Genomic DNA, 23,096 nt, shown 5'->3' on the forward strand with positions numbered 1-23,096 from the left:
GATGACAGTGCGGATCGACGGCACGGACCGGAAAATTCTGGCGGAGCTGCAACGCGATGCAGGCCAGTCGCTGGACGAAATCGCCCGCCGTGTGGGCAGTTCCAAGACCCCGGTCTGGAATCGCATTCGCAAGCTGCGCGAGGGAGGTGTCATTGGCTAGGCAGACCATGGTGCTGGATGCTGAGGCGCTGGGGTTTGAGGCCTGTTTTTTCGTCTTGATCCGCACCTCGGCCCATGAGGCGGAGTGGCAGGCCAAGTTTCTGAAGGCGTTGCAGGACCGCCCGGAGGTGCAGGAGGCGCATCGGCTGGCGGGGGATATCGATTATATCCTCAAGGTGCGGGTGAAGAACGCGCGGGCCTATGACAATTTCTATCAGGCGCTGATTTCTGAGGTGCGGGTGCATAATGTGACAGCCCTGCTGTCGATGGAGGAGATCAAATCCACCACCCTGCTGCCGCTTGAGGCCATCGCTGAGGACTAGGCACGCGGTGGTCTGGTGCTGCCAAAGGAAAGGGGGCGCTGCCCCCTTTTTTGTGACCTGTCCCTGTGGCACAGGTCACATCCCCCGGAGTATTTTGGGAAAGGTGACGGGACGGCGGTCTGCGCTTGCGCGATGGGTGGACGTCTGGGAGAACGGGGGCGTTTGATGATCGGGTTTGCGCATGTCGTTATCGTCTGAGCCGTCTGAACAGTCTGAGGGGCGGCGTCCGGTGATGGCGCGCCTGATGTTTCTGCTGCTGTTGTTCTGCGGCACGCTCTGCACCGCGATGATAGTGCCTTTCATGAGCTATTTCCTGGTCGAGGGGCTGGGGCATCAGCCTTGGATCATCAGTGTTTATGCAGCGATGGCCATCAGCCTGACGCTGGTTGCCAACCGGCAGTTTGCCCGGCGCATTGATGCGGGCGCGCGGGTGTTTCCGCTGGTCGGACTGGCGGCGGCGGGGTTTGTGTTTGCCGCCGGATCGCTGGCGCTGATGCCGACGCTCTGGGTGGTGCTGAGTGCTGGGGTGCTGGGGTTCGGGATCAGCTCCAGCGCGGTTTCGACCATGTTCAGCCTCGGCGGCAGTATCGCTGAGCGGCAGGCGATGGACCGGGTGCGGTTCAATGCGCATATGCGGGCCACCACCTCCACCGCCTGGATGGTTGGGCCTGCGCTCACATTTGTGATTGCGGATGGCTTTGGGCTGCGGGCGGTGTTTGGCGCCGGGCTGCTGGCAGCTGCGGCCTGGATTGCGCTGTGGTGGACCAGCCTGCCTCGCGATATCACGGCGCGCGCGGGGGGACAGGCCGCGACAGCTGAGGCGGAGGCTGTGCCGGGACAATTGGCCCGGCTGCCGCGCGAGGTCTGGCTGGCGGTGGGGTTTGTCTTCTGCCTCTCCACTGCGCATTCGCTGACGTTTTCCGCCTTGCCGGTGTTCTATGTGCAGGAGGTGGGCTTGCCTGGTTCTGCGCCCGGATTTGCCTTCAGCGTGAAGACATTTGTTGAGGTCTTTGCCATCTTCTCAACCCCGTGGGTGATTGCCCACATTGGCATGTGGCGGGCACTTCTGGCGGTCACCGGCCTTGCTATTGTGACGATCCAGCTGCTGGCGATGGTGCAGAGTTTTGGCCAGATGCTGGCGGCAGCGGCGCTGGAGGGGCTGTACTACGGGTTCTATGCAAGCCTCGGCATCAGCTATGTGCAGTCCTTTGCCAAGGCGATGCTGGCGCGGGCGACCGCGCTGTATTGGAATGCGCTGATGGTGAGCGGGGTCATGGCTTAGCCCTGCTGTGGGGCTGATCGCGCAGGCCTATGATTTTCAGACGGTGATCCGCAGCGCGTCGGTGATGGCCGTGGTGGCGGGGGCGGTACTGATGGCCGGGCGACCTCCCAGGCGCCAGCCTGTCTGAGCCATGGTAGGGGGCGGGCCGGGGTGGCCCGCCGCAGGGGGCCTTAGACCGTGACCATGAGACGGGTCAGCCCGTGGAAATGGTAGGTGTTGTTGTATTCGGGCGCGGCGGCCAGTTTCAGGTCCGGGCAGCGTTCAAACAGGATCGGCAGCGCGATCTGCATTTCCATCCGCGCCAGCGGCGCGCCGACGCAGAAGTGCAGGCCCGCCCCAAAGGAGGTGTTCACTTTGGCTGGGCGCGTGGGATCGAAGCGTTCGGGATCCTCCAGCATTTCTGGGTCGCGGTTGGCAGCGGCCAGCAGCAGTGCCACCTCATCGCCGCGCTGGAAGGTATGACCGAACAGCTCAATCTCCTCGTAGGCGTAGCGGGTGAACATATGCAGCGGCGGGTCGTAGCGCAGGATTTCCTCCACCAGACCGTCGATGCCATCAGGGGCAAGCCAGCTTTGGTCCCAGCCCTGTTGCAGCATGGTTTTCACGCCATTGCCCAGCGAATGCACCGTGGCCTCATGGCTAGGCATTGAGCAACAGGATACAGGTGCCGATCAGCTCATCCGTCGACAGGCTCTCGCCGTCTTCCTCGGCTTGAATGAGGCGGGTGATTAGATCCTCGCCTGGGGTCTTGCGGCGTTCGTCCACATAGGTTGTCAGGAAGTCGATGAAGTCCTGGCTGGCGCGGGCGGCGGCATGTTCTGTCTCAACCGTTTTGGAGGCCTGATACATCGCCACCATCTTGTGCGACCAGTCCAAGAGCTGCGGCGCCATCGCCGTGGGCACGCCCAAGAGGCGACAAATCGCGATCACCGGCACCTGCGTGCAATAGGTGGTCAGGAGATCAAAGGGCGCATCCGCGGGGAAGGCGTCGATCAACTCATGGCAGAGCGTTTCGAGCCCCGGCGCCAGTGCCTTGATCTCGCGGCTGGTGAAGGCGCGCAACACAAGCCGGCGCAGGCGGGTGTGGCGGGGCGGTTCGGCGTCCAGGAGCGAATGCGCCTCAACCTGCAGGAAGGGGGCGAGATGGGCCGGGCTTTCGCGGGCCATCTCCGGCGGGATTTCGCGGCCAAAACGGCGGTCGCGCAGCAGGGTATGCACAGCGGGGTGCGAAAAGGCCGCAACCATATTGTAGTCCTGCCAATGATGCAGATGTCCCATCGCGCGGGCCTCGGCGTAAAATCCGTAGGGCGATTGGACAAAATCGGGATCGGTGGGGGATTGGGTCAATGTCTTCATCCGCGCAGCTTTTGCCAAGGCGGCTGGTCAATGCAAGGGGTGCTTTGCTACTGTGCGGCCAATGACGCAGTTTCACGCACATCGGTGGATCATTCTGGCGCTTCTTCTGGGGGCGGTGGCAGCTGTTGCGGGCGGTGTCTATCGGTTGGGCTATCGCCAAGCGCTTGATTCTGCTTGCCGAACGCAGCGCGGCGGATCTGGCGCTGGCCTCGGACCGGGTGACAACGCAGTTGCAGGTCTATCAGGAGCTGGCGGTTTTGATGGCCGATCACCCGACGCTGAAGCGTTTGGACCGGGCGGAGGCGCGGGTGGCGGCGCAGGGGCTGTTGCGCGAGGTGGCCGACAAGACAGCGGCGCTGGATGTGTTCTTTGTCGACCGGGCGGGCCGGGTGGTGGTCGCTGCTGAGGGGGTGATGGGGCGCGATGTGACCCAGAGCAGCTATTTCCACCGGGCGATGCAGGGGGCGCTGGGCACTGGCTACGGGGTGCTGCAACCGGATGGGCGGCGCGCCTATATCTATGCGGCACCGGATTTCGATGTGGATGGTCGGGTGCGCGGTGCCTTGGTGGTGGTCGCCGATGTCGAGGATGTGGAGCAGACCTGGCGCGGGTCGCTGCCTGCGGTGTTTTTCACCAATCGCGGCGGCGAGGTGTTCATTGCCAACCGGCGGGAATTGTTGTTCTGGCAGCGCAGCGCGGAAGGACCGGGGCTGTCGCCGCCGGATGGGCGGCAGGTGGCGCTTCGGGCCTGGATGGAGGGTCCGCATGAGATCTGGGATCTGCGCTGGTCGCCCTATCTGCCGGAGCGGGCGCTGCATCAGGCGGTGAACCTGCCGCAGATCGGCATGGTGGGCGAAATTCTGGTCGATGTGGCCCCGGCCCAGCGGCTGGCGGGGCTGCAGGCGGCAGCGATGGCGGCGATTGTGCTGGCGCTTGGGGCGATGCTGGCCCTGGCGCTTGAACAGCCGGCGCACGCTTGCGGAGGCAAATACGGTGCTGGAAAGCCGGGTTGCGGCGCGCACGCGGGCGCTGTCGGCGACCAATATGCGGCTGACCCGCGAGGTGCAGGAACGTCAGGAGGCCGAAGCGGCGCTGAAGCGCGCGCAGCAGGATCTGGTGCAGGCGGGTAAGCTGTCGGCGCTGGGGCAGATGTCGGCGGGGATCAGCCACGAGCTGAACCAGCCGTTGATGGCGATTCAGCAATATGCCGAGAACGGTGAGGCCTTTGTGGCCCGCGGCAAGCCGGAGCGGGCGGGGGAGAACCTTGGCCGGATTGCGCAGATGGCAGGACGGATGGCGCGGATCATTAAGAACCTGCGCGCCTTTGCCCGCAACGAGAGTGAGCCGATGGGACGGGTGGATCTGGGGCAGGTGATTGCCTCGGCGATTGAGCTGACAGAGCCTCGCCTGCGGCAGGATGGCGTGCATCTGCACTGGCAGCCGCCTGCAGAGCCAGTTTTTGCCTGGGGCGGCGAGGTGCGCCTGTCGCAGGTGTTTGTGAACCTGATCAACAATGCCGCAGATGCCATGCTGGAGCAGGAGCAGCGCGAGATACGGATTGCGATTGAGACACGCGAGGGTGAGGCAGGCACGGAGGCAGGCGCGCGGCTTGCGGTGAGTGTGCGCGACATCGGCCCCGGCCTGAAAGAGCCGGAAAAGATCTTTGACCCTTTCTATTCGACCAAGGCGGTCGGCAGTTCCGAGGGGATGGGGCTGGGGCTGTCGATCTCCTACGGGTTGGTACAGAGCTTTGGCGGTCATATCCGGGGGAGAAATACCGGTGATGGCGCAGAGTTCACGGTGGAACTGGATTGTTGGCGCGCGCAGGCGGACGCTGGTCCGCAACAACAGGATGAGGTTGCATGACCAATCGGGTTTTGGTGGTGGATGATGATGCGGCCGTGCGGGCCGCATTGGGCCAGACGCTGGAGCTGGCGGAGTGTGATGCCATCACGGTGGGGTCCTTTGTGGCGGCCAAGGATTTGATCACGCCTGATTTTGACGGGGTGATCCTGTCCGATATGCGGATGCCGGGACGCGATGGGTTTCATCTTTTGCGCTATGTGCGGGAGGTGGACGCTGATCTGCCGGTGATCCTGCTGACTGGCGAGGGGGACATCCCGATGGCGGTGCAGGCAATGGCCGAAGGGGCGTTTGATTTCCTTGAGAAACCCTGCGCCAGCGTGGATCTGATGGCGGTGGTGCGCCGGGCGCTGAAAACGCGGGCGCTGGTGCGGGAAAACCGCGCGCTGAAGTCGCGACTGGAAAGCGGTGACCCGGCGGCGCGGATGATATTTGGCACCTCGCCGCAGATGGAGGAGCTGCGTGCGCGAGCGCGTGCGGTGGCCGCAACCGGGGCAGAGGTGCTGGTGACCGGCGCGCCGGGGGGCGGGATTTCCAAGGTGGCGGAGGTCATTCACCTGATGTCACCGCGCGGGCAGGGCCCGTTTGTGAAACGCCCGGCGGCGGGGCTCAGCCCGGATGGGTTTGCGGATCTGTGCCGCGCGGCGGCGGGTGGATCGCTGTATCTGGATGAAATCGCCGCCCTGCCAAGCGAGACGCAATATGCCATGTTGGAAGCGCTGGAACAGGAGCAGGCGCTGGAGGCGCGGGTTCTGGTCGGCTCAGTCGCGGATCTGGCAGAGGCGGCGGCAGAGGGGCGGTTTCTGGCCGATCTTTTCTACCGGCTTGACGTGATGCGGGTGCGCATTCCGGCGCTGTCCGAACGGCCCGAGGATATTCCCGTGCTGTTCAGCCACTATGTCGCTCAGGCCGCAGAGCAGGCAGGCATTGCGGCGCCGGACATTCCGCAGGACCATCTTGCGGCGCTGATGGCGCAGGATTGGCCCGGCAATGCGCGCTCGCTGATGTCGGCGGCGATGCGGTTTGTGCTGGGGATGCCGGAGGAGGCCGCGCAATCGGCGGAGCTGGGGCTGGCGGAGCAGTTGGCGCAGGTGGAACGGTCCCTGCTCATTGCCGCACTGGGGCGGCAGAACGGCAATGCCTCTGCCGCGGCCAAAGCCCTGAAGCTGCCGCGCAAGACGTTTTATGACAAGCTGGCGCGCTATGGCATCCGGCCCGAAGATTATCGCCGCTGAGGGCGGTCTGATGCCTGTTGTGGTCCGCGTCTTAGGGGAGGGCGCGGGGCAGTAAGGTGGCGGCGCCGCCGGGCGCCCCGCAAGGGGGCAGGGCGGAGGGGGATGGGCACCGGATGTCAGCTTAGCCCCATGTTCGTCGACCTTTTCGTCAACTTCGGTCATTTGAACGCCCGACCTGCGGAGGATATCCGGGGGCGGGCCGATCTCCTGCCGGGGCATGTGCCAGATGCCCCGGATGGGTGGGCTGCGTGTCAGGCGGCCCGAGTGTCGCGACATGCCCAATCTGGCAGATCCGGGTTAACTGAACGCGAGATCACCGTGCGCCGCCTGTGCAACGGCCCAGGTTGGTGTCGGTGTCGGTATCGGCGTCGGAGCCGGTGGCGGGCGGCGGGCTGTGAGTATTTGAGGAAAGGTGACGGGGGTTGATTCCGCCTGAGGAACTATCAGGCGCTAACAGGGTGTGCGGATTTCCGCACAGGCCAACGATCACCCTGTGCGGAAAATCGCACATAAAATCTAACACACCAGCACATAAGATGAATCTCACTGTGTAGTAATTTGTTTTTGAACGATAAATGACGATCATTTTTGATGGGTAACAAAGGCTTGAGCAAGGCCACTTTGCCCATGATGCTGCGTCTGGGGTCTTCGCCTGGGCGGAGGCTATGGAGAAATTCCGGGAGGAAAGACATGAAATTCGTAACTGCTGCTGCCACCGCTGTGGCGCTGACCATGAGTGCCGGGACCGCAATGGCGGCCTGTGATGACGGTGAGATTGTCGTCAAGTTCAGCCATGTGACCAACACCGACAAGCACCCCAAGGGGATTGCGGCCTCGTTGCTGGAAAAGCGCATCAATGAAGAGATGAACGGCACCATGTGTCTGGAGGTCTATCCGAACTCCACGCTGTATAATGACAACAAGGTGCTGGAAGCGATGCTGCAGGGCGACGTGCAGCTGGCCGCGCCCTCGCTGTCGAAATTTGAGAAGTTCACCAAGCAATTCCGCCTGTTCGATCTGCCATTCATGTTCAAGAACATTGATGCGGTCGATGCCTTCCAAGGGTCCGAGAACGGTCAGGCGATGCTGGATTCCATGCAGCGCCGTGGTCTGCAGGGGCTGGCCTACTGGCACAATGGCATGAAGCAGATGTCAGCCAACAAGCCGCTGATCAACCCGTCCGATGCCAATGGTCTGAAATTCCGCGTGCAGTCCTCGGACGTGCTGGTGGCGCAGATGGAAGCGATCGGCGGCAGCCCGCAGAAAATGGCCTTCTCCGAAGTTTACGGCGCGCTGCAGCAGGGCGTTGTGGACGGGCAGGAAAACACCTGGTCCAACATCTACGGCAAGAAGTTCTTTGAGGTGCAGGACGGCGTCACTGAGACCAACCACGGCGCGCTGGACTATCTGGTGGTGACCTCGGTGGATTGGCTCGACAGCCTTGATCCGGCGGTGCGTGAACAGTTCCTGACCATCCTGGGTGAGGTCACTGCGACGCGGAACTCGGAATCCACCAAGGTGAATGGCGAAGCCCGTCAGGCGATCATCGATGCCGGTGGCGTGGTGCGTGAACTGTCACCTGAGCAGCGTGCGGCCTGGGTTGAGGCGATGAAGCCGGTCTGGGAGCAGTTCGCAGGCGACGTGGGTCAGGACATGATCGACGCAGCCCAGGCGATCAACGCGGGCATGTAAGGGCTGCGGCCTGAAGATCAGGGGCAGGCGCGACGACGCGCCGCCCCAATTTGCACGGTGCGCCATCCGCGCCGGTATCCCATTATCCAAACATCGAGGGAGAGCGATATGGCGGGGGCAAAACCTGGCCCGACCGGGCTTATCAATACACTCGAAGAGACGCTGATTGCGCTGCTGCTGGGGCTGATGACCCTGATCACATTTGCCAATGTGGTGGCGCGATTTGTGTTTAATTCCAACATTCTCTGGGCGCTGGAGCTGACGGTGTTCCTGTTTGCCTGGCTGGTGCTGCTGGGCGCATCTTATGCGGTGAAGGTCCATGCCCATCTGGGGGTGGATGCGATCCTCAATATGGTGTCGCCGGGCGCGCGCCGGGTGATCGGGCTGATCTCGGTCGGCTGCTGTCTGGTGTTCTCGCTGCTGCTGCTGAAGGGCGCCTATGACTATTGGGCGGTCTTTGCCGATCTGCCGCCCACTTCCGGGCGCTGGTTTCCCACCGGTTTCGATATGAAGGCGCGGAGCCAGAGTTTCTACGAGGTGCAGGATGTGCCGATGGTGGCGCTCTTTGGGTTCCTAGAGGATTTGATCAACTACGGCGATTCCTACGAGAAACTGCCCAAGGTGGTGCCCTATGTGGTGCTGCCGCTGTCGATGCTGCTGATGGTGCTGCGGTTTGTGCAGGCGGCGATGCAGATCCTGCGCGGCGATGTGGACCGGCTGGTGGCCAGCCATGAGGTCGAAGATGAAATTGCCGAAGTGCAGGCACAGCGTGGGGAGCACGACTGATGGATGTCGTCCTATTGTTTTCCATGGTCATTGGGCTGTTGCTGATCGGGGTTCCGATTGCGGTGGCACTTGGCCTCAGCTCGACATTGTTCCTGCTGATCTATTCCGACAGCTCGCTGGCCTCGGTTGCGGGCACGCTGTTTGAAGCCTTTGAAGGGCATTTCACCCTGCTGGCGATCCCCTTCTTCATTCTGGCCTCAAGCTTTATGACGACGGGCGGTGTGGCACGGCGGATCATCCGCTTTTCCATCGCTTGTGTCGGCCATCTGCCGGGTGGTCTGGCGATTGCTGGCGTCTTCGCTTGTATGTTGTTTGCAGCCCTGTCCGGGTCCTCCCCGGCCACCGTGGTTGCCATTGGCTCCATCGTGATCGCGGGGATGCGGCAGGTGGGCTACTCCAAGGAGTTTGCCGCTGGCGTGATCTGTAACGCAGGCACGCTGGGCATCCTGATCCCGCCGTCCATCGTGATGGTGGTCTATGCCGCGGCGGTTGAGGTTTCCGTCGGGCGGATGTTCCTTGCAGGCGTTATTCCCGGCCTGATGGCGGGTCTGATGCTGATGGTCACCATCTATGTGATGGCCAAGGTCAAGAACTTGCCCAAGGGTGAATGGCTGGGCTGGGGCGAAGTTGCCGCCTCCGCTGGCAATGCCTCGGTTGGTCTGCTGCTGATCGGCATCATTCTAGGGGGCATCTATGGCGGGATTTTCACCCCGACAGAGGCTGCGGCGGTGGCGTCGGTCTATGCCTTCTTTGTGGCGACCTTTGTCTACCGTGATATGGGGCCGTTGAAATCTGCGCCCAAACCCAAGGATATGGGGCAATTCCTGTCCATGCTGCCCAAGATGCTGGGACAGACGGTGGTTTATTTCATCCCATCCTTCTTTCACGCCGATACGCGCCACGCGCTGTTTGAAGCGGGCAAGCTGACCGTGACGCTCTTGTTCGTGATCGCCAATGCGCTGATCCTGAAACATGTGCTGACCGATGAGCAGGTGCCACAGCAGATCGCCACGGCGATGCTGTCGGCGGGCTTTGGCCCTGTGATGTTCCTGATCGTGGTCAATGTGATCCTGCTGATCGGGGGGCAATTCATGGAGCCGTCGGGCTTGTTGGTGATCGTGGCGCCGCTGGTGTTCCCGATTGCCATCGAGCTGGGCATCGACCCGATCCATCTGGGCATCATCATGGTGGTGAACATGGAAATCGGCATGATCACCCCGCCGGTTGGTCTGAACCTCTTTGTGACCTCCGGGGTTGCGGGAATGCCGATGATGGCGGTGGTGCGGGCTGCGTTGCCGTTCCTCGCGGTGCTCTTCGTGTTCCTGATCATGATCACCTATATCCCGTGGATCTCAACCGTGCTGCCGAATGCGGTGATGGGGCCGGAGATCATAACCAAATAGCGGGCGGCAACGCCCCTCAGAATATGAAAAGGCCCGGGCGTAAGTCCCGGGCCTTTTTCTGTCTGGCGTTACGTCAGGGGCTTTGCCCCTCTGCGCTGGCGCGCATTCACCCCAGAGTATTTTGTGAAAGGTGAAGGCGGGGGCAAAGGGGGTCTGTCATCTTTCCCCAAATACTCCCGCCGGAGGCTACGCCGTGAGGCGCATTTATGCGCTGGCGTCGAGGGCCGTGACGATGGGGGCAAAATCTGCCGCCTTCAGGCTGGCGCCGCCAACCAGCGCACCGTCCACATGGGCCACAGCGAAAATTTCCTTGGCGTTGCTGGCCTTCACCGAGCCGCCATAGAGCAGCCGGATGGCGTTTGCGGTCTCGCCGCCGAAGCGTTTGACCAGGCTGGCGCGCAGGTCGTTGTGGACTTCGGCGATCTGTTCGACTGTGGGCACCTTGCCGGTGCCGATGGCCCAGACCGGTTCATAGGCGACCACCACGGTTGTGCCGCTGGTGTCATCGGGGAGGGAGCCTGCCAGTTGCGCCCGGACCACATCAAGTGTTTTGCCCGCCTCGCGATCCTCAAGGGTTTCACCCACACAGATGATCGCCGTCAGCCCCGCAGCGATGGCGGTCTTGGCCTTCGCGCGGACCGTTTCATCCGTCTCGCCATGGTCGGCCCGGCGTTCGGAATGGCCGAGGATTACGGCGGTCGCGCCCGCATCATGCAGCATTTCCGCGCTCAGATCGCCAGTATGGGCGCCATAGGTGGCGCTGTGGCAATCCTGGGCGCCAATGTCCACCTTGCTGTCGACGCAGACATTGGCCGCGCGGTAGAGCAGGGTTGCAGGCGGGCAGATCAGCACCTCGGCCTTGGCGGATTTACAGCTATAGGCAAGATTGCCCAGCTCGGTCAGCGCACTTGCGGTGCCGTTCATTTTCCAATTGCCTGCGGCCAGTTTCCGACGCATCTGCGTATCTCCCTCAATCGTCTGGTGCTGCCTGCGGTCACCTTTTGGCGCGCGGCAGCTTGCTGCTGGGACTGTCCTAACATTGTTCGGAATAGGGAACAATTCGCCTGTTCACCGAATGACAGCGGTCATCACATGTTGAACAATACCGAAGTGCGCCGATAACCGGGCGCAAAAAAAGAGGCAGATGGCTGCCTCTTTTCTGCTGTGGTCTGCGCCATTGGTTGCAATCTCGGCGAGATGACAGGGCGCTGTGTTGCGGATCAGCCTGCGGGCATATCCTTGAAGCTGATCGATTCCCCGCAGCCGCAGGCTTCGGAGACATTGGGGTTGTTGAACTTGAACCCGGCCTCCAGCAGCGAGACCTCATAGTCGATCTCGGTGCCGAAGAGGAACATCTGCGCCATCGGGGCGATCAGCACCCGGGCACCATCCTGTTCAACCACTTCGTCGTTGGGATCGGGCTGATCGACATATTCCATGGTATATTCCATGCCGGCGCAGCCGCCCTTCTTCACGCCGATGCGCAGGCCGGAATGGCCGCCCTTGTCCATCAGCTTGGCAATCTGGGCCGCTGCCTTGTCGGTGATGGTCACCGCTTGTTTGCCGGGAATGCCGAACATGTCTGTCTCCACTATCGCGCGTTACCCCTTAATCTAGGGGGGCGCGGCGCAGGCTCAAGGGGCTGCGGTCACAGCCCCATGCAATTGGCGTAATAGGTCACGGTTGCGGGCCAGTCGGAGAACACCCCGACAACCCCCACATCCTGCGCCAGCACGTCAAGCACCTGATAAGTGGCGGCATCCGATTGCACCGCAGCTGCGACCGATTGGAAATACCAGCCACCGCCGTTTTTCAGCGGGCCGGAGCGTTCCAGGGTCCAGGTGATGATATTGAGATCGGCGGCACGCGCGGCCTTGGCATAGGGAGAGGGGACCATGCGGCCATCTTCCAGTGTCAGCAGCATCCAGATCGGCGGCGCGATATGGTTGAGCCCCATCTCTTTCAACTCCTGCATGGAGGGGCGGAAGGTTGCGGGATCCATCGGATCGACCTGGCCTTCATCCTCGTCATGGCGGGCAAAGCGATCATCAAGGTAGACGGCCTGACGGCCAAATTCGGGCGTCTGGGTGAGCCAGTATTTGATATCGCTGAGGTCGAAGCTTTGTACCCAGACATCGCTGGCGGGGATCCCGGCGGTGACATAGGCGTCGATCAGTTTCTGCGCATAAGCCTCCTGCGTCATCCCGTTGAAGGGCATGGCGACGGTTGGGGCCTTCAGCTCGGGGGTGAATTTTGCGCCGAGGTTGCGGAACAACGCGATGCTGTCGGCATGGCTGAGCAGCGTTGTGCCGTCCTGATGCAGGCTGCTGCGCCAGGGGGCAAGGCCGCCCTGAAAGGCGGCGGCACTGGTGGCGGTGGGGTCACGGCTGTCCATTTTGGGGTGCAACGTCATCAGCTCTGCCAGCGTCAGATCGCTGGTGCGGCATTCGGCGTTTGCGGGGGTATCGGCGGTGGCCGAGGTAAAGGGCTGGGTGCAGCGGTCGGCTAGGTCGCTGGTGAGGATATCGGTGGTGGTGTGCAGATCGTTCTGCGAGTGGCGGCAGACCAGCTCCAGATCGCTGGTGAAGGTCACATCGCATTCCATGATCCCGGCGCCCATGGTGGCGGCGGCGCGATTGCCCTCAACCGTATGTTCGGGAAACATCAGCGGCGCGCCCCGGTGGGCGATGGAAAAATCGCTGCGTTTCGGGGTTTGCCCGGCACAGGATTGCAGTTTTGTCTTCAGCGCGCCGTCGGGCAGGGCATCCACCAGATAGGCCGGGCGCGGACCGTAGCTGAGTGCGATGGTGTCCGCAGGCGAGGTGTCCGCGGCGGCGGCGCTGGTACATAGGGGCGCGGCAAGAGCGAGAGAGATCAGACGCGCGCAGAAGGGGGATATGCGGGACAATAGGGAAACTCCAAATCATTTGGGGGCGCCCTTGGGGTGTGTTGCGACAGTGTTTCGTGGGGCGCACCAAGAGCGGCTGCGGATGCCCCGCAGCGGTTTATATCCCGGATGTTACGGGGGCTTGTCTCTCCGGGGCAAGAGGGGGCGCGCGGTTTGATACGGTCTAGCGCGACGTCAGCCTGCGTGCGGCCCCGCTTAGGCTGCGCGCGCCCGGTGGCTGTGCCTGTGCCTGCACTGTGCAGCGGGTCACGAAAAACGCGGCAGGCGAGGGGCCGTGCCGCGTTCTGTCTGTTGGAACAGGATCGGGTCAGGCGAGGGGCAGGCCCCGCCATCCACAGATGCGGCTACATGAAGCCGAGTTCGAGCCGCGCCTCATCCGACATCATGTCCATACCCCAGGGCGGCTCCCAGGTGAGTTCGACATCGACGCTTTTGACGCCGGGGACGGGAGAGACGGCATCGACGATCCAGCCCGGCATCTCACCCGCGACCGGGCAGCCGGGGGCAGTGAGCGTCATGATGATCTTCACATCATTTTCCGCCGTGATGTCGATGGTGTAGATCAGGCCCAGCTCATAGATATTCACAGGGATTTCAGGGTCATAAACAGACCGGCACGCGTCCACCACCGGCTCGTACAGCTCATGGCTGACAGAGGAGGGGGCGATCAGCGGTGTGCCTTCCAATGGTTCGGATGCGTTGGTCATTAAGGGCCTCGGTTCGTTTCCTGACTGTTTATATAGGGAAGCCGGGCGCGAGGGTCCAGTGGCGGATCGCACGCGGTTTGTGATCAAGCGTCGCAGGCGTGGCGGGGAGATCTTGCAGTAGGAAAGTGAAATGTTATATCGTAACATTTCTTGCGACTCACGAGGGATCGACCTGCTGACGGTGTCAGCGGCGTTCTTCTCCGTCGCGCTGTGCATCAGACTGGGTATCTATTTCGATGAAAGATAATCGCCTTCCTGTAACGGTCCTGTCCGGGTTTCTCGGAGCTGGAAAAACGACGTTGCTCAATCGTATTCTGAACAATCGCGACGGGCGCCGGGTCGCCGTGATCGTGAATGATATGTCGGAGATCAATATTGATGCGGATCTGGTGCGCGCGCATACAGAGCTGAGCCGCACCGATGAAACACTGGTGGAGATGTCCAATGGCTGTATCTGCTGCACGCTGCGTGATGATCTGCTGGCGGAAGTGCGGCGTCTGGCGGCGGAGGGGCGGTTTGACTATCTGTTGATCGAGTCCACCGGCATCTCCGAGCCGCTGCCGGTCGCCGCAACCTTTGAGTTTCGCGATGAGGCGGGCGAGAGCCTCTCGGATGTGGCGCGGCTTGATACGATGGTGACGGTGGTGGATGCGGTCAACCTGCGCCGAAACTTTTCCTCCCATGATTTCCTTGCGGACCGGGGAGAGACGCTGGGCGAGGAAGATGAGCGTACGCTGGTGCATCTGCTGACCGATCAGATCGAATTTGCCGATGTGGTGATCCTGAACAAGGTGGCGGACGCAGGCCCGGATGAGGCCGATGCGGCGCGCAAGATCGTTCGCAGTCTGAATGCCGATGCCGAAATCATCGATGCCAATCATAGTGAAGTCGCGGCAGAGAAAATTCTGGATACCGGCTTGTTCGACTTTGAACAGGCGCATGAACATCCGATGTGGGCGAAGGAGCTTTACGGGTTTGCCGATCACGTACCGGAGAGCGAGGAATACGGCGTCGCGTCCTATGTTTACCGGGCACGGCAACCCTTTGTCCCGGAGCGGATTTTGGCGCTTCTCAACGGGGATTTGCCGGGGGTGATCCGGGCCAAGGGGCATTTCTGGATCTCCACCCGGCCGGATTGGGTGGCGGAGTTTTCGCTGGCGGGGGCTTTGTCCAGTGTCAAACCGCTCGGCACTTGGTGGGCCTCGGTCCCGGTGGAGCGGCACCCAACCCATGAACAGGGGCGTGCCTACATAAAAGCCCATTGGCAAGAGCCTTGGGGGGATCGCCGTCAGGAGTTGGTGTTTATCGGATCCGGTATCGATTGGGCCGGGCTGAAGGCACAGCTGGATGGATGCCTTGTGCCCGCAGAGGTGGCCACCGGCCCCGATCAACTACCCGACTATACCGATCCTTTTCCCATCTGGCGGCGGCCGGAGGCTGCAGCGTGAGGGCGCTTCGCAAGAGCGCCCAAGATGTAGCGCTGCACTGCGATCTGACACGGGATGACACGGGGCTGCGGCGGTTTCTGGACCCTGATTGCGCCGCGCTGATCTGGCAGCGGGAGGCGCCCGCCAATGTGCAGCATTGGCTTGACCGGGTTGACCCGGACCGGCTGCCCCGGGGGCGTGTCATTGTCCAGCCAGATATGGTGGCGCGGGTCTTTGCGGAGGTCTGCGCCATGTCCGGCCTGCCACAGGGGCCGGAACAGGACTGGCTTCAGGCGGATGTCACACGGCTGGCGGGCGCGTTTTCATCGTTGATGGATACAAGGTATCTGCGGTTCCGGCTGGACGTGGTGACCACAAACGCCTGCCGCAAATTCCATGTCGATGCCATCGCGGCCCGATTGGTCTGCACCTACCGGGGCACCGGAACCCAGCTGGGCGTATCTCACCAGGGCGAGGCCCCGGCCCATGTTCAGACGGTTGCGACCGGATCCCCCCTGCTGCTGCGCGGCACCCGCTGGCCTGCGCAACCGGCATCCGGCCTGTTGCACCGGTCCCCGCCGATTGAAGGCACCGGTGAAACCCGTCTGGTGCTGGTGCTGGTGTTGGATCCGGTGACCGACCCGGAGGAGGAGGTGGACAACCATCTGGCTGCGCCCGCCGGGGTGCCGCTGCACTAGCGAGGTGCCTGTCTGTCGGGTGTTCAAAAACGCAAAGGATCCGACCACCAAGGTCGAATCCCCGCCCGAAGTCTATCGGGCGGGGTCTACTCAGTCGTTGATATCGCGGTCGAAGTGTTTCACCTGGCCCTTCGGCCCCTTGAAGAAGTGGCGAAGTACCAGCCAGGCGATCAGGGAGAGGGTGGCGTAAATCAACAGGAGCACGGGCAGGGTAATGCTGCCTGCTGGCGCAAAGGCGAGGAGCACCCCGACCACCACAGCGCCGAGGGCAAAGCCGAGGAACATGAACCCCGGCGCCAGGATCTCGACAATGGCGAGGCCGATCGCAATCGCGATCCAGACCCACCAGACCGAGAGCAGGGCGGTCATTTGCCGACACCTTTCAGCATGTTGAAGGCATTGCCAAAGGCCTCAAGCGCGTTGGCAGGGACCAATATGGTCTGCTTGCCATCGCCGGACCCAAGGGTGTTGAGCGCCTCCACCTGTTTCAGAGCAACCTGATACTGCGCGGCCTCCAGCCCGTTTTCGGCGATCGCCTTGGCGACGACCTCGGTGGCGTAGGCTTCGGCGTCAGCCTGAATGCGGCGCGCCTTGGCGGTTTGTTCGGCGGCGTAGAGTTCGGCGTCAGCGGCCAGCTCAACAGAGCGTTTCTGACCCTCGGCCTCGGTCACCTGGGCGCGGCGGGCGCGTTCGGCATTGAGCTGCTGCAACATGGCGTCGCGGGTGGCCTGATCGAGGTTCACATCCAGGATCTCGGCGCGGGTCACCTCAATGCCCCAATCATCCACGGCGCTTTCGACGCTGTTCTGGATCTGACCGATCAGCTGGGATCGGTTGGACTGCACCTCATCCAGATCCATCTTGCCGATCTCGGCGCGCACGATGCCAGCCACGGTGGTGGCAATGGCGCCGTCCACGTCCCGGATCCGGTAGACGGTCTTCTCCGGCTCAAGGATGCGATAAAAGACGGAAGTGTCGATCTGCACCAGCACGTTGTCCTTGGTGATGGCGTCCTGGCTGGCATTGGGCAGCTGACGTTCCAGAATGGAGACCTTATGGGCCACGGAATCCAGAAGCGGCACGATGAAATTGATCCCCGGCCCAAGCACCGCATGCAGGCGGCCAAAGCGTTCGACCACATATTTCTCGGACTGCGGCACGATACGGATGCCCTTGAAGATCAGGATGATCAGGAAAATCGCGCCAAGAATGTAGATGATGTTCTGCGTCAGAAGGCTGAGCAGGAGTTCTTCGGTCATTTTGCCTCACAATATCATTTGTATACTATGGTATTCATTTGAGGGCTGCCATCGCGGGTTTCAAGGCCGAGGCCGCCGCCCAGTCCTGTCTTCTATGGCGTTTGCGGGGCTGGCAGGCAAGGGAAGAGAGACGGGGAACCTGTCAGGACCGGACGCATTATGAGGCGCTGGGGCTGAGTTGGGGCGCTTTGGTCTTTGGTTGGCCTGCGACCATACAGGGTTGAAAACCGGGTCGGGATCGGGCACATGCGGCAGGTTCTGTTGATCCGGTTGCGGATGGCAGGGAGGCCGGGGTCAGGTGATCCCGTCGGACATGGACCTGCTGCGGCGGGCCCCGCATAAAACAGCCCCGAGGAAGATATCATGGCGCCGAAAATCTCATTCGACCTGAAAGCCACCGATGGCAAGGCCCGCACCGGGGTGATCAATACACCGCGCGGGGAGATCCGCACGCCTGCCTTCATGCCGGTTGGCACGGCCGCAACCGTAAAGGCGATGATGCCGGAGAGCGTGCGCGCGACCGGGGCGGATATCCTCTTGGGCAACACCTATCATCTGATGCTGCGCCCCACGGCAGAGAGGATTGACCGTTTGGGCGGGTTGCATAAGTTCATGAACTGGGAGCGACCGATCCTGACGGACAGTGGCGGGTTTCAGGTGATGTCGCTGGCAGGTCTGCGTAAGCTGACCGAGAAGGGCGTGACCTTCAAAAGCCATGTGGATGGCTCCAAGCACGAGCTGACGCCAGAGCGGTCGATGGAGATCCAGAAGCTCTTGGGGTCCGACATTGTGATGTGTTTTGACGAATGCCCGGCGCTGCCTGCGGACCGCGACCGCATTGCTGAATCGATGCGCCTGTCGATGCGTTGGGCCGAGCGCAGCCGCGAGGCGTTCGGCGATCGTCCGGGCCATGCGCTGTTTGGCATCATGCAGGGCGGGCTGGAACAGGATCTGCGCGAAGAAAGCGCCGAGGCGCTGACCAAGATCGGGTTCGAGGGCTATGCGGTGGGTGGCCTTGCGGTCGGTGAAGGGCAGGAGGCGATGTTTGATTGCCTTGATTATGCCCCCGGTTTCCTGCCCGAGGATAAGCCGCGCTACCTGATGGGCGTGGGCAAGCCCGATGATATCGTCGGCGCGGTGGCCCGTGGCATCGACATGATGGACTGCGTGTTGCCGTCGCGCTCTGGTCGGACGGGGCAGGCGTTCACCCGCTACGGTGTGGTGAATATCAAGAACGCCCGCCATCAAGATGACCCGCGCCCCCTGGATGAGAACTGCTCCTGCCCAGCGTGCAGCAACTATTCCCGCGCCTATCTGCACCATGTGTTCCGCTCCAACGAGATGATCTCCGGCATGCTGCTGACCTGGCACAACCTGCATTACTTCCAGGAGATCATGGGCGGTATGCGCGACGCGATCGCAGCGGGGACGTTTGAGGCCTGGCAGAAGGATTTTCACGACACCCGCGCGCAAGGCGATATTGAGCGGTTGTAATCACAAACCATAATCCACTGCGCACTGGCAGTGGATTTGAAGTTATGTTTTTTCACTGGTATGGAATTGACCCGATGAATTTTTTGACACGCGTCACAGTTTGTTTGAGCACTGTATTGAGCCTCTCTGCATGCATGGAGGGTGGCAGCTCATCATCCCAACCGCCTAAACAGCTGAGCTTTCAAGATGTTGCCGCGATGGAGCTCTATCAGCGCGGTGGCGATAGACCCTTTTTCGATGGTGGCCTTGCTGCCAAGAGAGTCTCGGCTGCGGTGCTTTTTGTTCCGGGTGGTGCAGCGCGGCATGATGCCGTCAAGGGTAACGCCGTCTACTTTCATGTTACCGTAGGCACATCAGAAAGCACCTTCCGCCCGCCTGAGCATTTGCCGAGCAGTGTTTTTGGCGGGTTATCAAAGCCTGAGCTGGTTGCCCTTCACAGTGACCTGACTTCGGGCCGGACGTCAGGGCGTGTCTTGGGATTGGCAAAAACGGCCGCACGCCAGACAATTTGTGCCGCTGGCACGGTGAGCCTTGATGACAGACCGATCCGCGAGGACGTTCCGTTGACACCCCAGCAACAGGCCCGTGTGAATGCGGCGCTAGGCGGTCGTTTGGATCGAATTCTGGAGATGAAAAAAGCGGACTTAGACCGGCTTGGAATTGGCTTTCTCCTGAATCGTGAAACCAGACCGGTACCGAATTTCTACTACAAAACTTATCGCTACAGCGGCACCAAATCAGCCTTACTGAGGATGAAATGCTTGTTCTAGGGAGGAGTGTCGGGCTCATAGCGCTATGTGTTGCCGCGTGCAGCGGGCACGAGGTTACCAAACTCAATCCCTCCGCAGACCGGATCTCTGAGGAGGGATTGATCTATCCCACAGCCGGTATAACCTATCTGCACTGGGACAAGGGGCATGGCTACCAAGTCACCTACTACAGCGAAAAGCATGTCTGGCTTTGGTATCCCGGAAACAGGGCTGCGCTTCGTGGGGATTGGGTTCAAGAGCTTGTCGCGGGCGAGTATTACCTCTGCTTCACCTATCCTCACAGCTCCTACAATCCCGTGACGGGTGTTGTCGGTGGTCAAAAAGAATGCCAGTTGCAGACCGTTCTGGGTGGGGCGCTTGAGGGTGCGTTGGCTGGTGATGTGTACAACTTGTCATCGGGCATGGTCCCGTACGTGCTTCGCAAGGACAAACGGCCCGCAGAGTTTTGAGATGCGGGCAGACCGCGTTTGACACTGGCGAGGAGCCGCTTTGAGGCCTGGCAAAAGGATTTTCACGACACCCGCGCGCAAGGCGATATTGAGCGGTTGTGATTTGAGGCGGTGGGGCGCGCGTCGGAGTTTGCCTGTGTTCCCTTTGCGTTGTGTTCGTGTTGTCGAAAACTTGAGCGAATGTTCATCGGCGGGACCCGCCCTGAACACCTTTGCGCCACAAATCAGCAGTGAACTGCGAGGCAGGCATATAACGACCCAAGTGGAGAGATCCGATGAATGACACCGCTTCGACTGGACTGGCGCATTGTTCGCTGATGATTTTACTGGCCACAGGGGTGGCGATTTTTGCGCTGATGGATGACCGCTCGGATCCGGTGGCGCGCGGCGGTAGTCTGGGCCATCTGAGTGTCACGGCCATCGACTAGCACTGCAGCGGAACGCGGTGTGGATGTCCCTTGACCGATGGTATTTTGGGCAGATCTGTTAACAGACTTTGTGAATGGGCGGCCTCTCGGGGTCGCCTTTCATCATTTGGTATCCTTGTGCCCATTTGCGCCCTTGTGGTCCGGACGCGCTGCGGGCAATGTGATCCCAAACATTGAGGCACGGCGGTTGAAATCCTTCTCCTGCTGCACCAGATAAAAAAGCCAATGAGGAGACGCACCAAAGCTGCCGGTTGATCGGGGCGGGGGCGTCTTGCCAAATCGAAGGACCGAGTATGCAAGAGCCACTCAATTCATCCTACCCCGTCCTGCCGCTGCGCGACATCGTTGTGTTCCCGCATATGATCGTGCCGCTGTTTGTCGGGCGGGACAAATCGGTGCGTGCCCTGGAAGAGGTGATGACTGACGACAAGCAGATCCTGCTGTCCAGTCAGATTGACCCGGCGGAGGATGATCCACAATCCGACGGTATCTACAACGTTGGCGTGCTGGCCAATGTGCTACAGCTGCTGAAGCTGCCCGACGGCACTGTGAAGGTGCTGGTCGAAGGCCACGCGCGGGTGAAGATCACCGAATATCTGGAAAACGACAATTTCTTTGAGGCGCGCGCAGAGTATCTGACCGAGATGCCCGGCGATGTGACCACCGTTGAGGCGCTGCTGCGCACTGTCGGCGATGAATTTGAGCGCTACGCAAAGGTCCGCAAGAACATCCCGGAAGAGGCGCTGAGCGCCGTTGGCGAGACCACAGAACCGGCCAAGCTGGCCGATCTGGTCGCCGGTCATCTGGGTATCGAGGTCGACAACAAGCAGGACCTGCTGGAGACCTTGTCGGTCTCTGAGCGTCTGGAGAAGGTCTACGGCCTGATGCAGGGCGAGCTGTCGGTGCTGCAGGTCGAGAAGAAGATCAAGACCCGCGTCAAGACGCAGATGGAGAAGACCCAGCGCGAATATTACCTGAATGAGCAGATGAAGGCCATTCAGAAAGAGCTGGGCGACAGCGAGGACGGCTCCAACGAGGTGGCTGAGCTGGAGGCGAAGATCGCTGAAACCAAGCTCTCCAAAGAGGCGCGCGAAAAGTCTGAGGCCGAGCTGAAGAAGCTCAAGAACATGTCGCCGATGTCGGCCGAGGCCACAGTTGTGCGCAACTACCTCGACTGGATACTGGCGCTGCCCTGGGGCACCAAATCGCGTGTGAAGAAAGACCTGAGCCGGGCCCAGGACATTCTGGACGCAGATCACTACGGTCTGGAAAAGGTCAAGGAGCGCATTGTCGAATATCTCGCGGTGCAGCAGCGTTCGGCCAAGCTGAAAGGCCCGATCCTGTGTCTCGTTGGCCCTCCGGGTGTTGGTAAGACCTCGCTTGGTAAATCCGTCGCCAAGGCGACCGGTCGTGAGTTTATCCGCATCTCCCTTGGGGGTGTGCGTGATGAGAGCGAGATCCGCGGCCACCGCCGGACCTACATCGGCTCCATGCCCGGTAAGATCATTCAGGCACTGAAGAAGGCGAAAACCACCAACCCGCTGATCCTGCTCGATGAAATCGACAAGATGGGGCAGGATTTCCGTGGCGACCCGGCGAGCGCCATGCTGGAGGTGCTGGACCCAGAACAGAATGCGACCTTCATGGACCACTATCTGGAAGTGGAATATGACCTGTCGAACGTGATGTTCCTGACCACATCGAACAGCTACAACATGCCGGGGCCGCTTTTGGACCGGATGGAGATCATTCCGCTGTCGGGTTATACCGAGGACGAGAAGCGCGAGATCGCAAAGCAGCACCTGATTTCAAAGCAGGTGAAAAACCATGGCCTGAAGGCCAAGGAGTTCGAGCTGACCGATGAGGCGCTGACCGAGATCATCCGCACCTATACCCGCGAGGCGGGGGTGCGGAACCTGGAGCGGGAAATCGCCAAAGTGGCGCGGAAATCGCTGACCAAGATCGTGAAGAAAGAGGCGGAGACCGTATCTGTCACAGGTGATAATCTGGATGATTTCCTTGGTGTTGCGAAGTATCGCTACGGGCTGGCCGAGAAAGAGGATCAAGTCGGTGTCGTGACCGGTCTGGCCTATACATCGGTCGGCGGTGAACTGCTGAGCATCGAGGCCCTGCGCCTGCCGGGCAAAGGTCGGATGAAGACCACCGGTAAGCTGGGCGATGTGATGAAGGAGTCGATCGAGGCGGCGTCCAGCTATGTGCGGTCGATCTCACCTCAACTGGGGGTGAAACCGCCGAAGTTTGACAAGATCGACATCCACGTGCACGTGCCGGACGGCGCCACGCCAAAGGATGGGCCAAGCGCGGGTCTGGCGATGGTGACAGCGATTGTGTCGGTGTTGACCGGTATTCCGGTGCGCAAGGACATTGCCATGACTGGCGAGGTGACGCTGCGTGGCAACGCGACAGCCATTGGCGGCCTGAAGGAAAAACTGCTGGCGGCCCTGCGCGGTGGTATCAAGACGGTGTTGATCCCGCAGGAGAATGAAAAAGACCTGCCGGATATCCCGGACAACGTGAAAGAGGGGCTGACCATCATCCCCGTCAGCCACGTCTCCGAGGTGCTGAAACATGCGCTGACCGCCACGCCGGAGCCGGTAGAGTGGGATGAGGCGGCAGAGGAAGCCGCCGCCGCAGCCAAGGCCGCCTTGGGCGCGCCCGACGACACCGCGGGAGCCACGGCCCATTGATCAGGGCTGCGGGCGCTGCCCGTATGGTCTGACATTGGTCTGTACTCGACAATCACAAACGGGCGGCCCTGCTGGGGTCGCCCGACATCATTTATACCGCTGAGAAAATGTGACCATAGGCGCGTCTCGGCCTGATGCGCCTATGGTCG

Annotated in this window: 18 protein-coding genes and 3 pseudogenes; 14 read left to right on the top strand and 7 right to left on the bottom strand. The window is 61.3% G+C overall.

Annotation, left to right across the window (positions count from 1 at the left end; translation table 11 throughout):
• The first annotated feature begins 1 nt into the window (after window position 1).
• Window positions 2-482, top strand: a pseudogene (locus tag L0Z65_RS03615) (Lrp/AsnC family transcriptional regulator).
• Between the two features lie 181 nt (window positions 483-663).
• Window positions 664-1,764: an MFS transporter gene (locus tag L0Z65_RS03620; protein ID WP_405110856.1), complete on the top strand. Its 1,101-nt coding sequence runs from the start codon at window positions 664-666 to the stop codon at window positions 1,762-1,764.
• 170 nt (window positions 1,765-1,934) lie between these two features.
• Here L0Z65_RS03620 and L0Z65_RS03625 read toward each other — a convergent pair.
• Window positions 1,935-3,120 (bottom strand): annotated as a pseudogene (locus L0Z65_RS03625) (cytochrome P450).
• Window positions 3,121-3,181: 61 nt separating this feature from the next.
• Here L0Z65_RS03625 and L0Z65_RS03630 point away from each other — a divergent pair.
• The 5 genes and pseudogenes from L0Z65_RS03630 (at window position 3,182) to L0Z65_RS03650 (ending at window position 10,099) form a co-directional block, all read left to right on the top strand.
• A pseudogene (locus L0Z65_RS03630) lies at window positions 3,182-4,986 on the top strand (ATP-binding protein).
• Window positions 4,983-6,218, top strand: coding sequence for a sigma-54 dependent transcriptional regulator (locus L0Z65_RS03635; protein ID WP_040179941.1), 1,236 nt, complete (start codon window positions 4,983-4,985; stop codon window positions 6,216-6,218). Before L0Z65_RS03630 ends, L0Z65_RS03635 begins: the two are co-directional and overlap by 4 nt.
• Before the next feature lie 690 nt (window positions 6,219-6,908).
• Window positions 6,909-7,910 carry a DctP family TRAP transporter solute-binding subunit gene (locus tag L0Z65_RS03640; protein WP_096789366.1) on the top strand — a complete coding sequence of 334 codons (1,002 nt, stop codon included), beginning with the start codon at window positions 6,909-6,911 and terminating at the stop codon, window positions 7,908-7,910.
• 108 nt (window positions 7,911-8,018) lie between these two features.
• Entirely contained in the window at window positions 8,019-8,696 is a 678-nt protein-coding gene (locus tag L0Z65_RS03645; protein ID WP_405110859.1) for a TRAP transporter small permease, read from the top strand.
• Window positions 8,696-10,099 carry a TRAP transporter large permease gene (locus tag L0Z65_RS03650; RefSeq protein WP_040170571.1) on the top strand — a complete coding sequence of 468 codons (1,404 nt, stop codon included), beginning with the start codon at window positions 8,696-8,698 and terminating at the stop codon, window positions 10,097-10,099. Before L0Z65_RS03645 ends, L0Z65_RS03650 begins: the two co-directional genes overlap by 1 nt.
• A gap of 204 nt (window positions 10,100-10,303) precedes the next feature.
• Here L0Z65_RS03650 and tpiA read toward each other — a convergent pair whose 3' ends face one another.
• The 4 genes from tpiA to L0Z65_RS03670 all read right to left on the bottom strand — a co-directional run bounded on the left by tpiA (window position 10,304) and on the right by L0Z65_RS03670 (window position 13,714).
• Window positions 10,304-11,056 (bottom strand): triose-phosphate isomerase, encoded by a 753-nt coding sequence (gene tpiA, locus L0Z65_RS03655; protein ID WP_096871645.1) that lies wholly within the window; start codon window positions 11,054-11,056, stop codon window positions 10,304-10,306.
• A gap of 263 nt (window positions 11,057-11,319) precedes the next feature.
• Complete coding sequence (locus tag L0Z65_RS03660) at window positions 11,320-11,679, bottom strand: iron-sulfur cluster assembly accessory protein (RefSeq protein ID WP_014875056.1); 360 nt, start codon at window positions 11,677-11,679, stop codon at window positions 11,320-11,322.
• A 68-nt stretch (window positions 11,680-11,747) separates the two neighbouring features.
• Window positions 11,748-13,007 (bottom strand): glycerophosphodiester phosphodiesterase family protein, encoded by a 1,260-nt coding sequence (locus tag L0Z65_RS03665; RefSeq protein WP_405110864.1) that lies wholly within the window; start codon window positions 13,005-13,007, stop codon window positions 11,748-11,750.
• 344 nt (window positions 13,008-13,351) lie between these two features.
• The gene (locus L0Z65_RS03670; RefSeq protein WP_040170574.1) at window positions 13,352-13,714 is read right to left on the bottom strand and encodes an SUF system Fe-S cluster assembly protein; all 363 of its coding nucleotides are present in this window, start codon (window positions 13,712-13,714) and stop codon (window positions 13,352-13,354) included.
• Window positions 13,715-13,950: 236 nt separating this feature from the next.
• On the opposite strand from L0Z65_RS03670, the gene L0Z65_RS03675 reads away from it, so the two are divergent.
• A complete protein-coding gene (locus L0Z65_RS03675) occupies window positions 13,951-15,162 on the top strand; it encodes a GTP-binding protein (protein WP_096871642.1) in 1,212 nt (403 codons plus the stop codon).
• A complete protein-coding gene (locus tag L0Z65_RS03680) occupies window positions 15,159-15,839 on the top strand; it encodes a DUF1826 domain-containing protein (protein ID WP_405110868.1) in 681 nt (226 codons plus the stop codon). The genes L0Z65_RS03675 and L0Z65_RS03680 overlap by 4 nt, the downstream gene beginning before the upstream one ends.
• Before the next feature lie 90 nt (window positions 15,840-15,929).
• Here the strand turns inward: L0Z65_RS03680 and L0Z65_RS03685 are convergent, their stop codons facing one another.
• Window positions 15,930-16,208: an NfeD family protein gene (locus L0Z65_RS03685; protein ID WP_040170575.1), complete on the bottom strand. Its 279-nt coding sequence runs from the start codon at window positions 16,206-16,208 to the stop codon at window positions 15,930-15,932.
• Entirely contained in the window at window positions 16,205-17,098 is an 894-nt protein-coding gene (locus L0Z65_RS03690; RefSeq protein ID WP_040179935.1) for an SPFH domain-containing protein, read from the bottom strand. Before L0Z65_RS03690 ends, L0Z65_RS03685 begins: the two co-directional genes overlap by 4 nt.
• Before the next feature lie 363 nt (window positions 17,099-17,461).
• On the opposite strand from L0Z65_RS03690, the gene tgt reads away from it, so the two are divergent.
• From tgt to lon, 5 genes are all read left to right on the top strand, one after another.
• Window positions 17,462-18,592 (top strand): tRNA guanosine(34) transglycosylase Tgt, encoded by a 1,131-nt coding sequence (gene tgt / locus L0Z65_RS03695; protein WP_405110872.1) that lies wholly within the window; start codon window positions 17,462-17,464, stop codon window positions 18,590-18,592.
• A 74-nt stretch (window positions 18,593-18,666) separates the two neighbouring features.
• Complete coding sequence (locus tag L0Z65_RS03700) at window positions 18,667-19,362, top strand: hypothetical protein (protein WP_405110875.1); 696 nt, start codon at window positions 18,667-18,669, stop codon at window positions 19,360-19,362.
• Window positions 19,363-19,460: 98 nt separating this feature from the next.
• Entirely contained in the window at window positions 19,461-19,811 is a 351-nt protein-coding gene (locus L0Z65_RS03705) for a hypothetical protein (protein WP_405110878.1), read from the top strand.
• A gap of 275 nt (window positions 19,812-20,086) precedes the next feature.
• Window positions 20,087-20,239, top strand: a complete 153-nt coding sequence (locus L0Z65_RS03710) for a hypothetical protein (RefSeq protein ID WP_155805565.1) — start codon at window positions 20,087-20,089, stop codon at window positions 20,237-20,239.
• Window positions 20,240-20,532: 293 nt separating this feature from the next.
• Window positions 20,533-22,947, top strand: a complete 2,415-nt coding sequence (gene lon, locus L0Z65_RS03715) for an endopeptidase La (protein WP_096871631.1) — start codon at window positions 20,533-20,535, stop codon at window positions 22,945-22,947.
• Window positions 22,948-23,096: the final 149 nt, after the last annotated feature.

The organism is Phaeobacter sp. BS52, from assembly GCF_045040595.1.
Lineage (GTDB): Bacteria > Pseudomonadota > Alphaproteobacteria > Rhodobacterales > Rhodobacteraceae > Phaeobacter > Phaeobacter piscinae.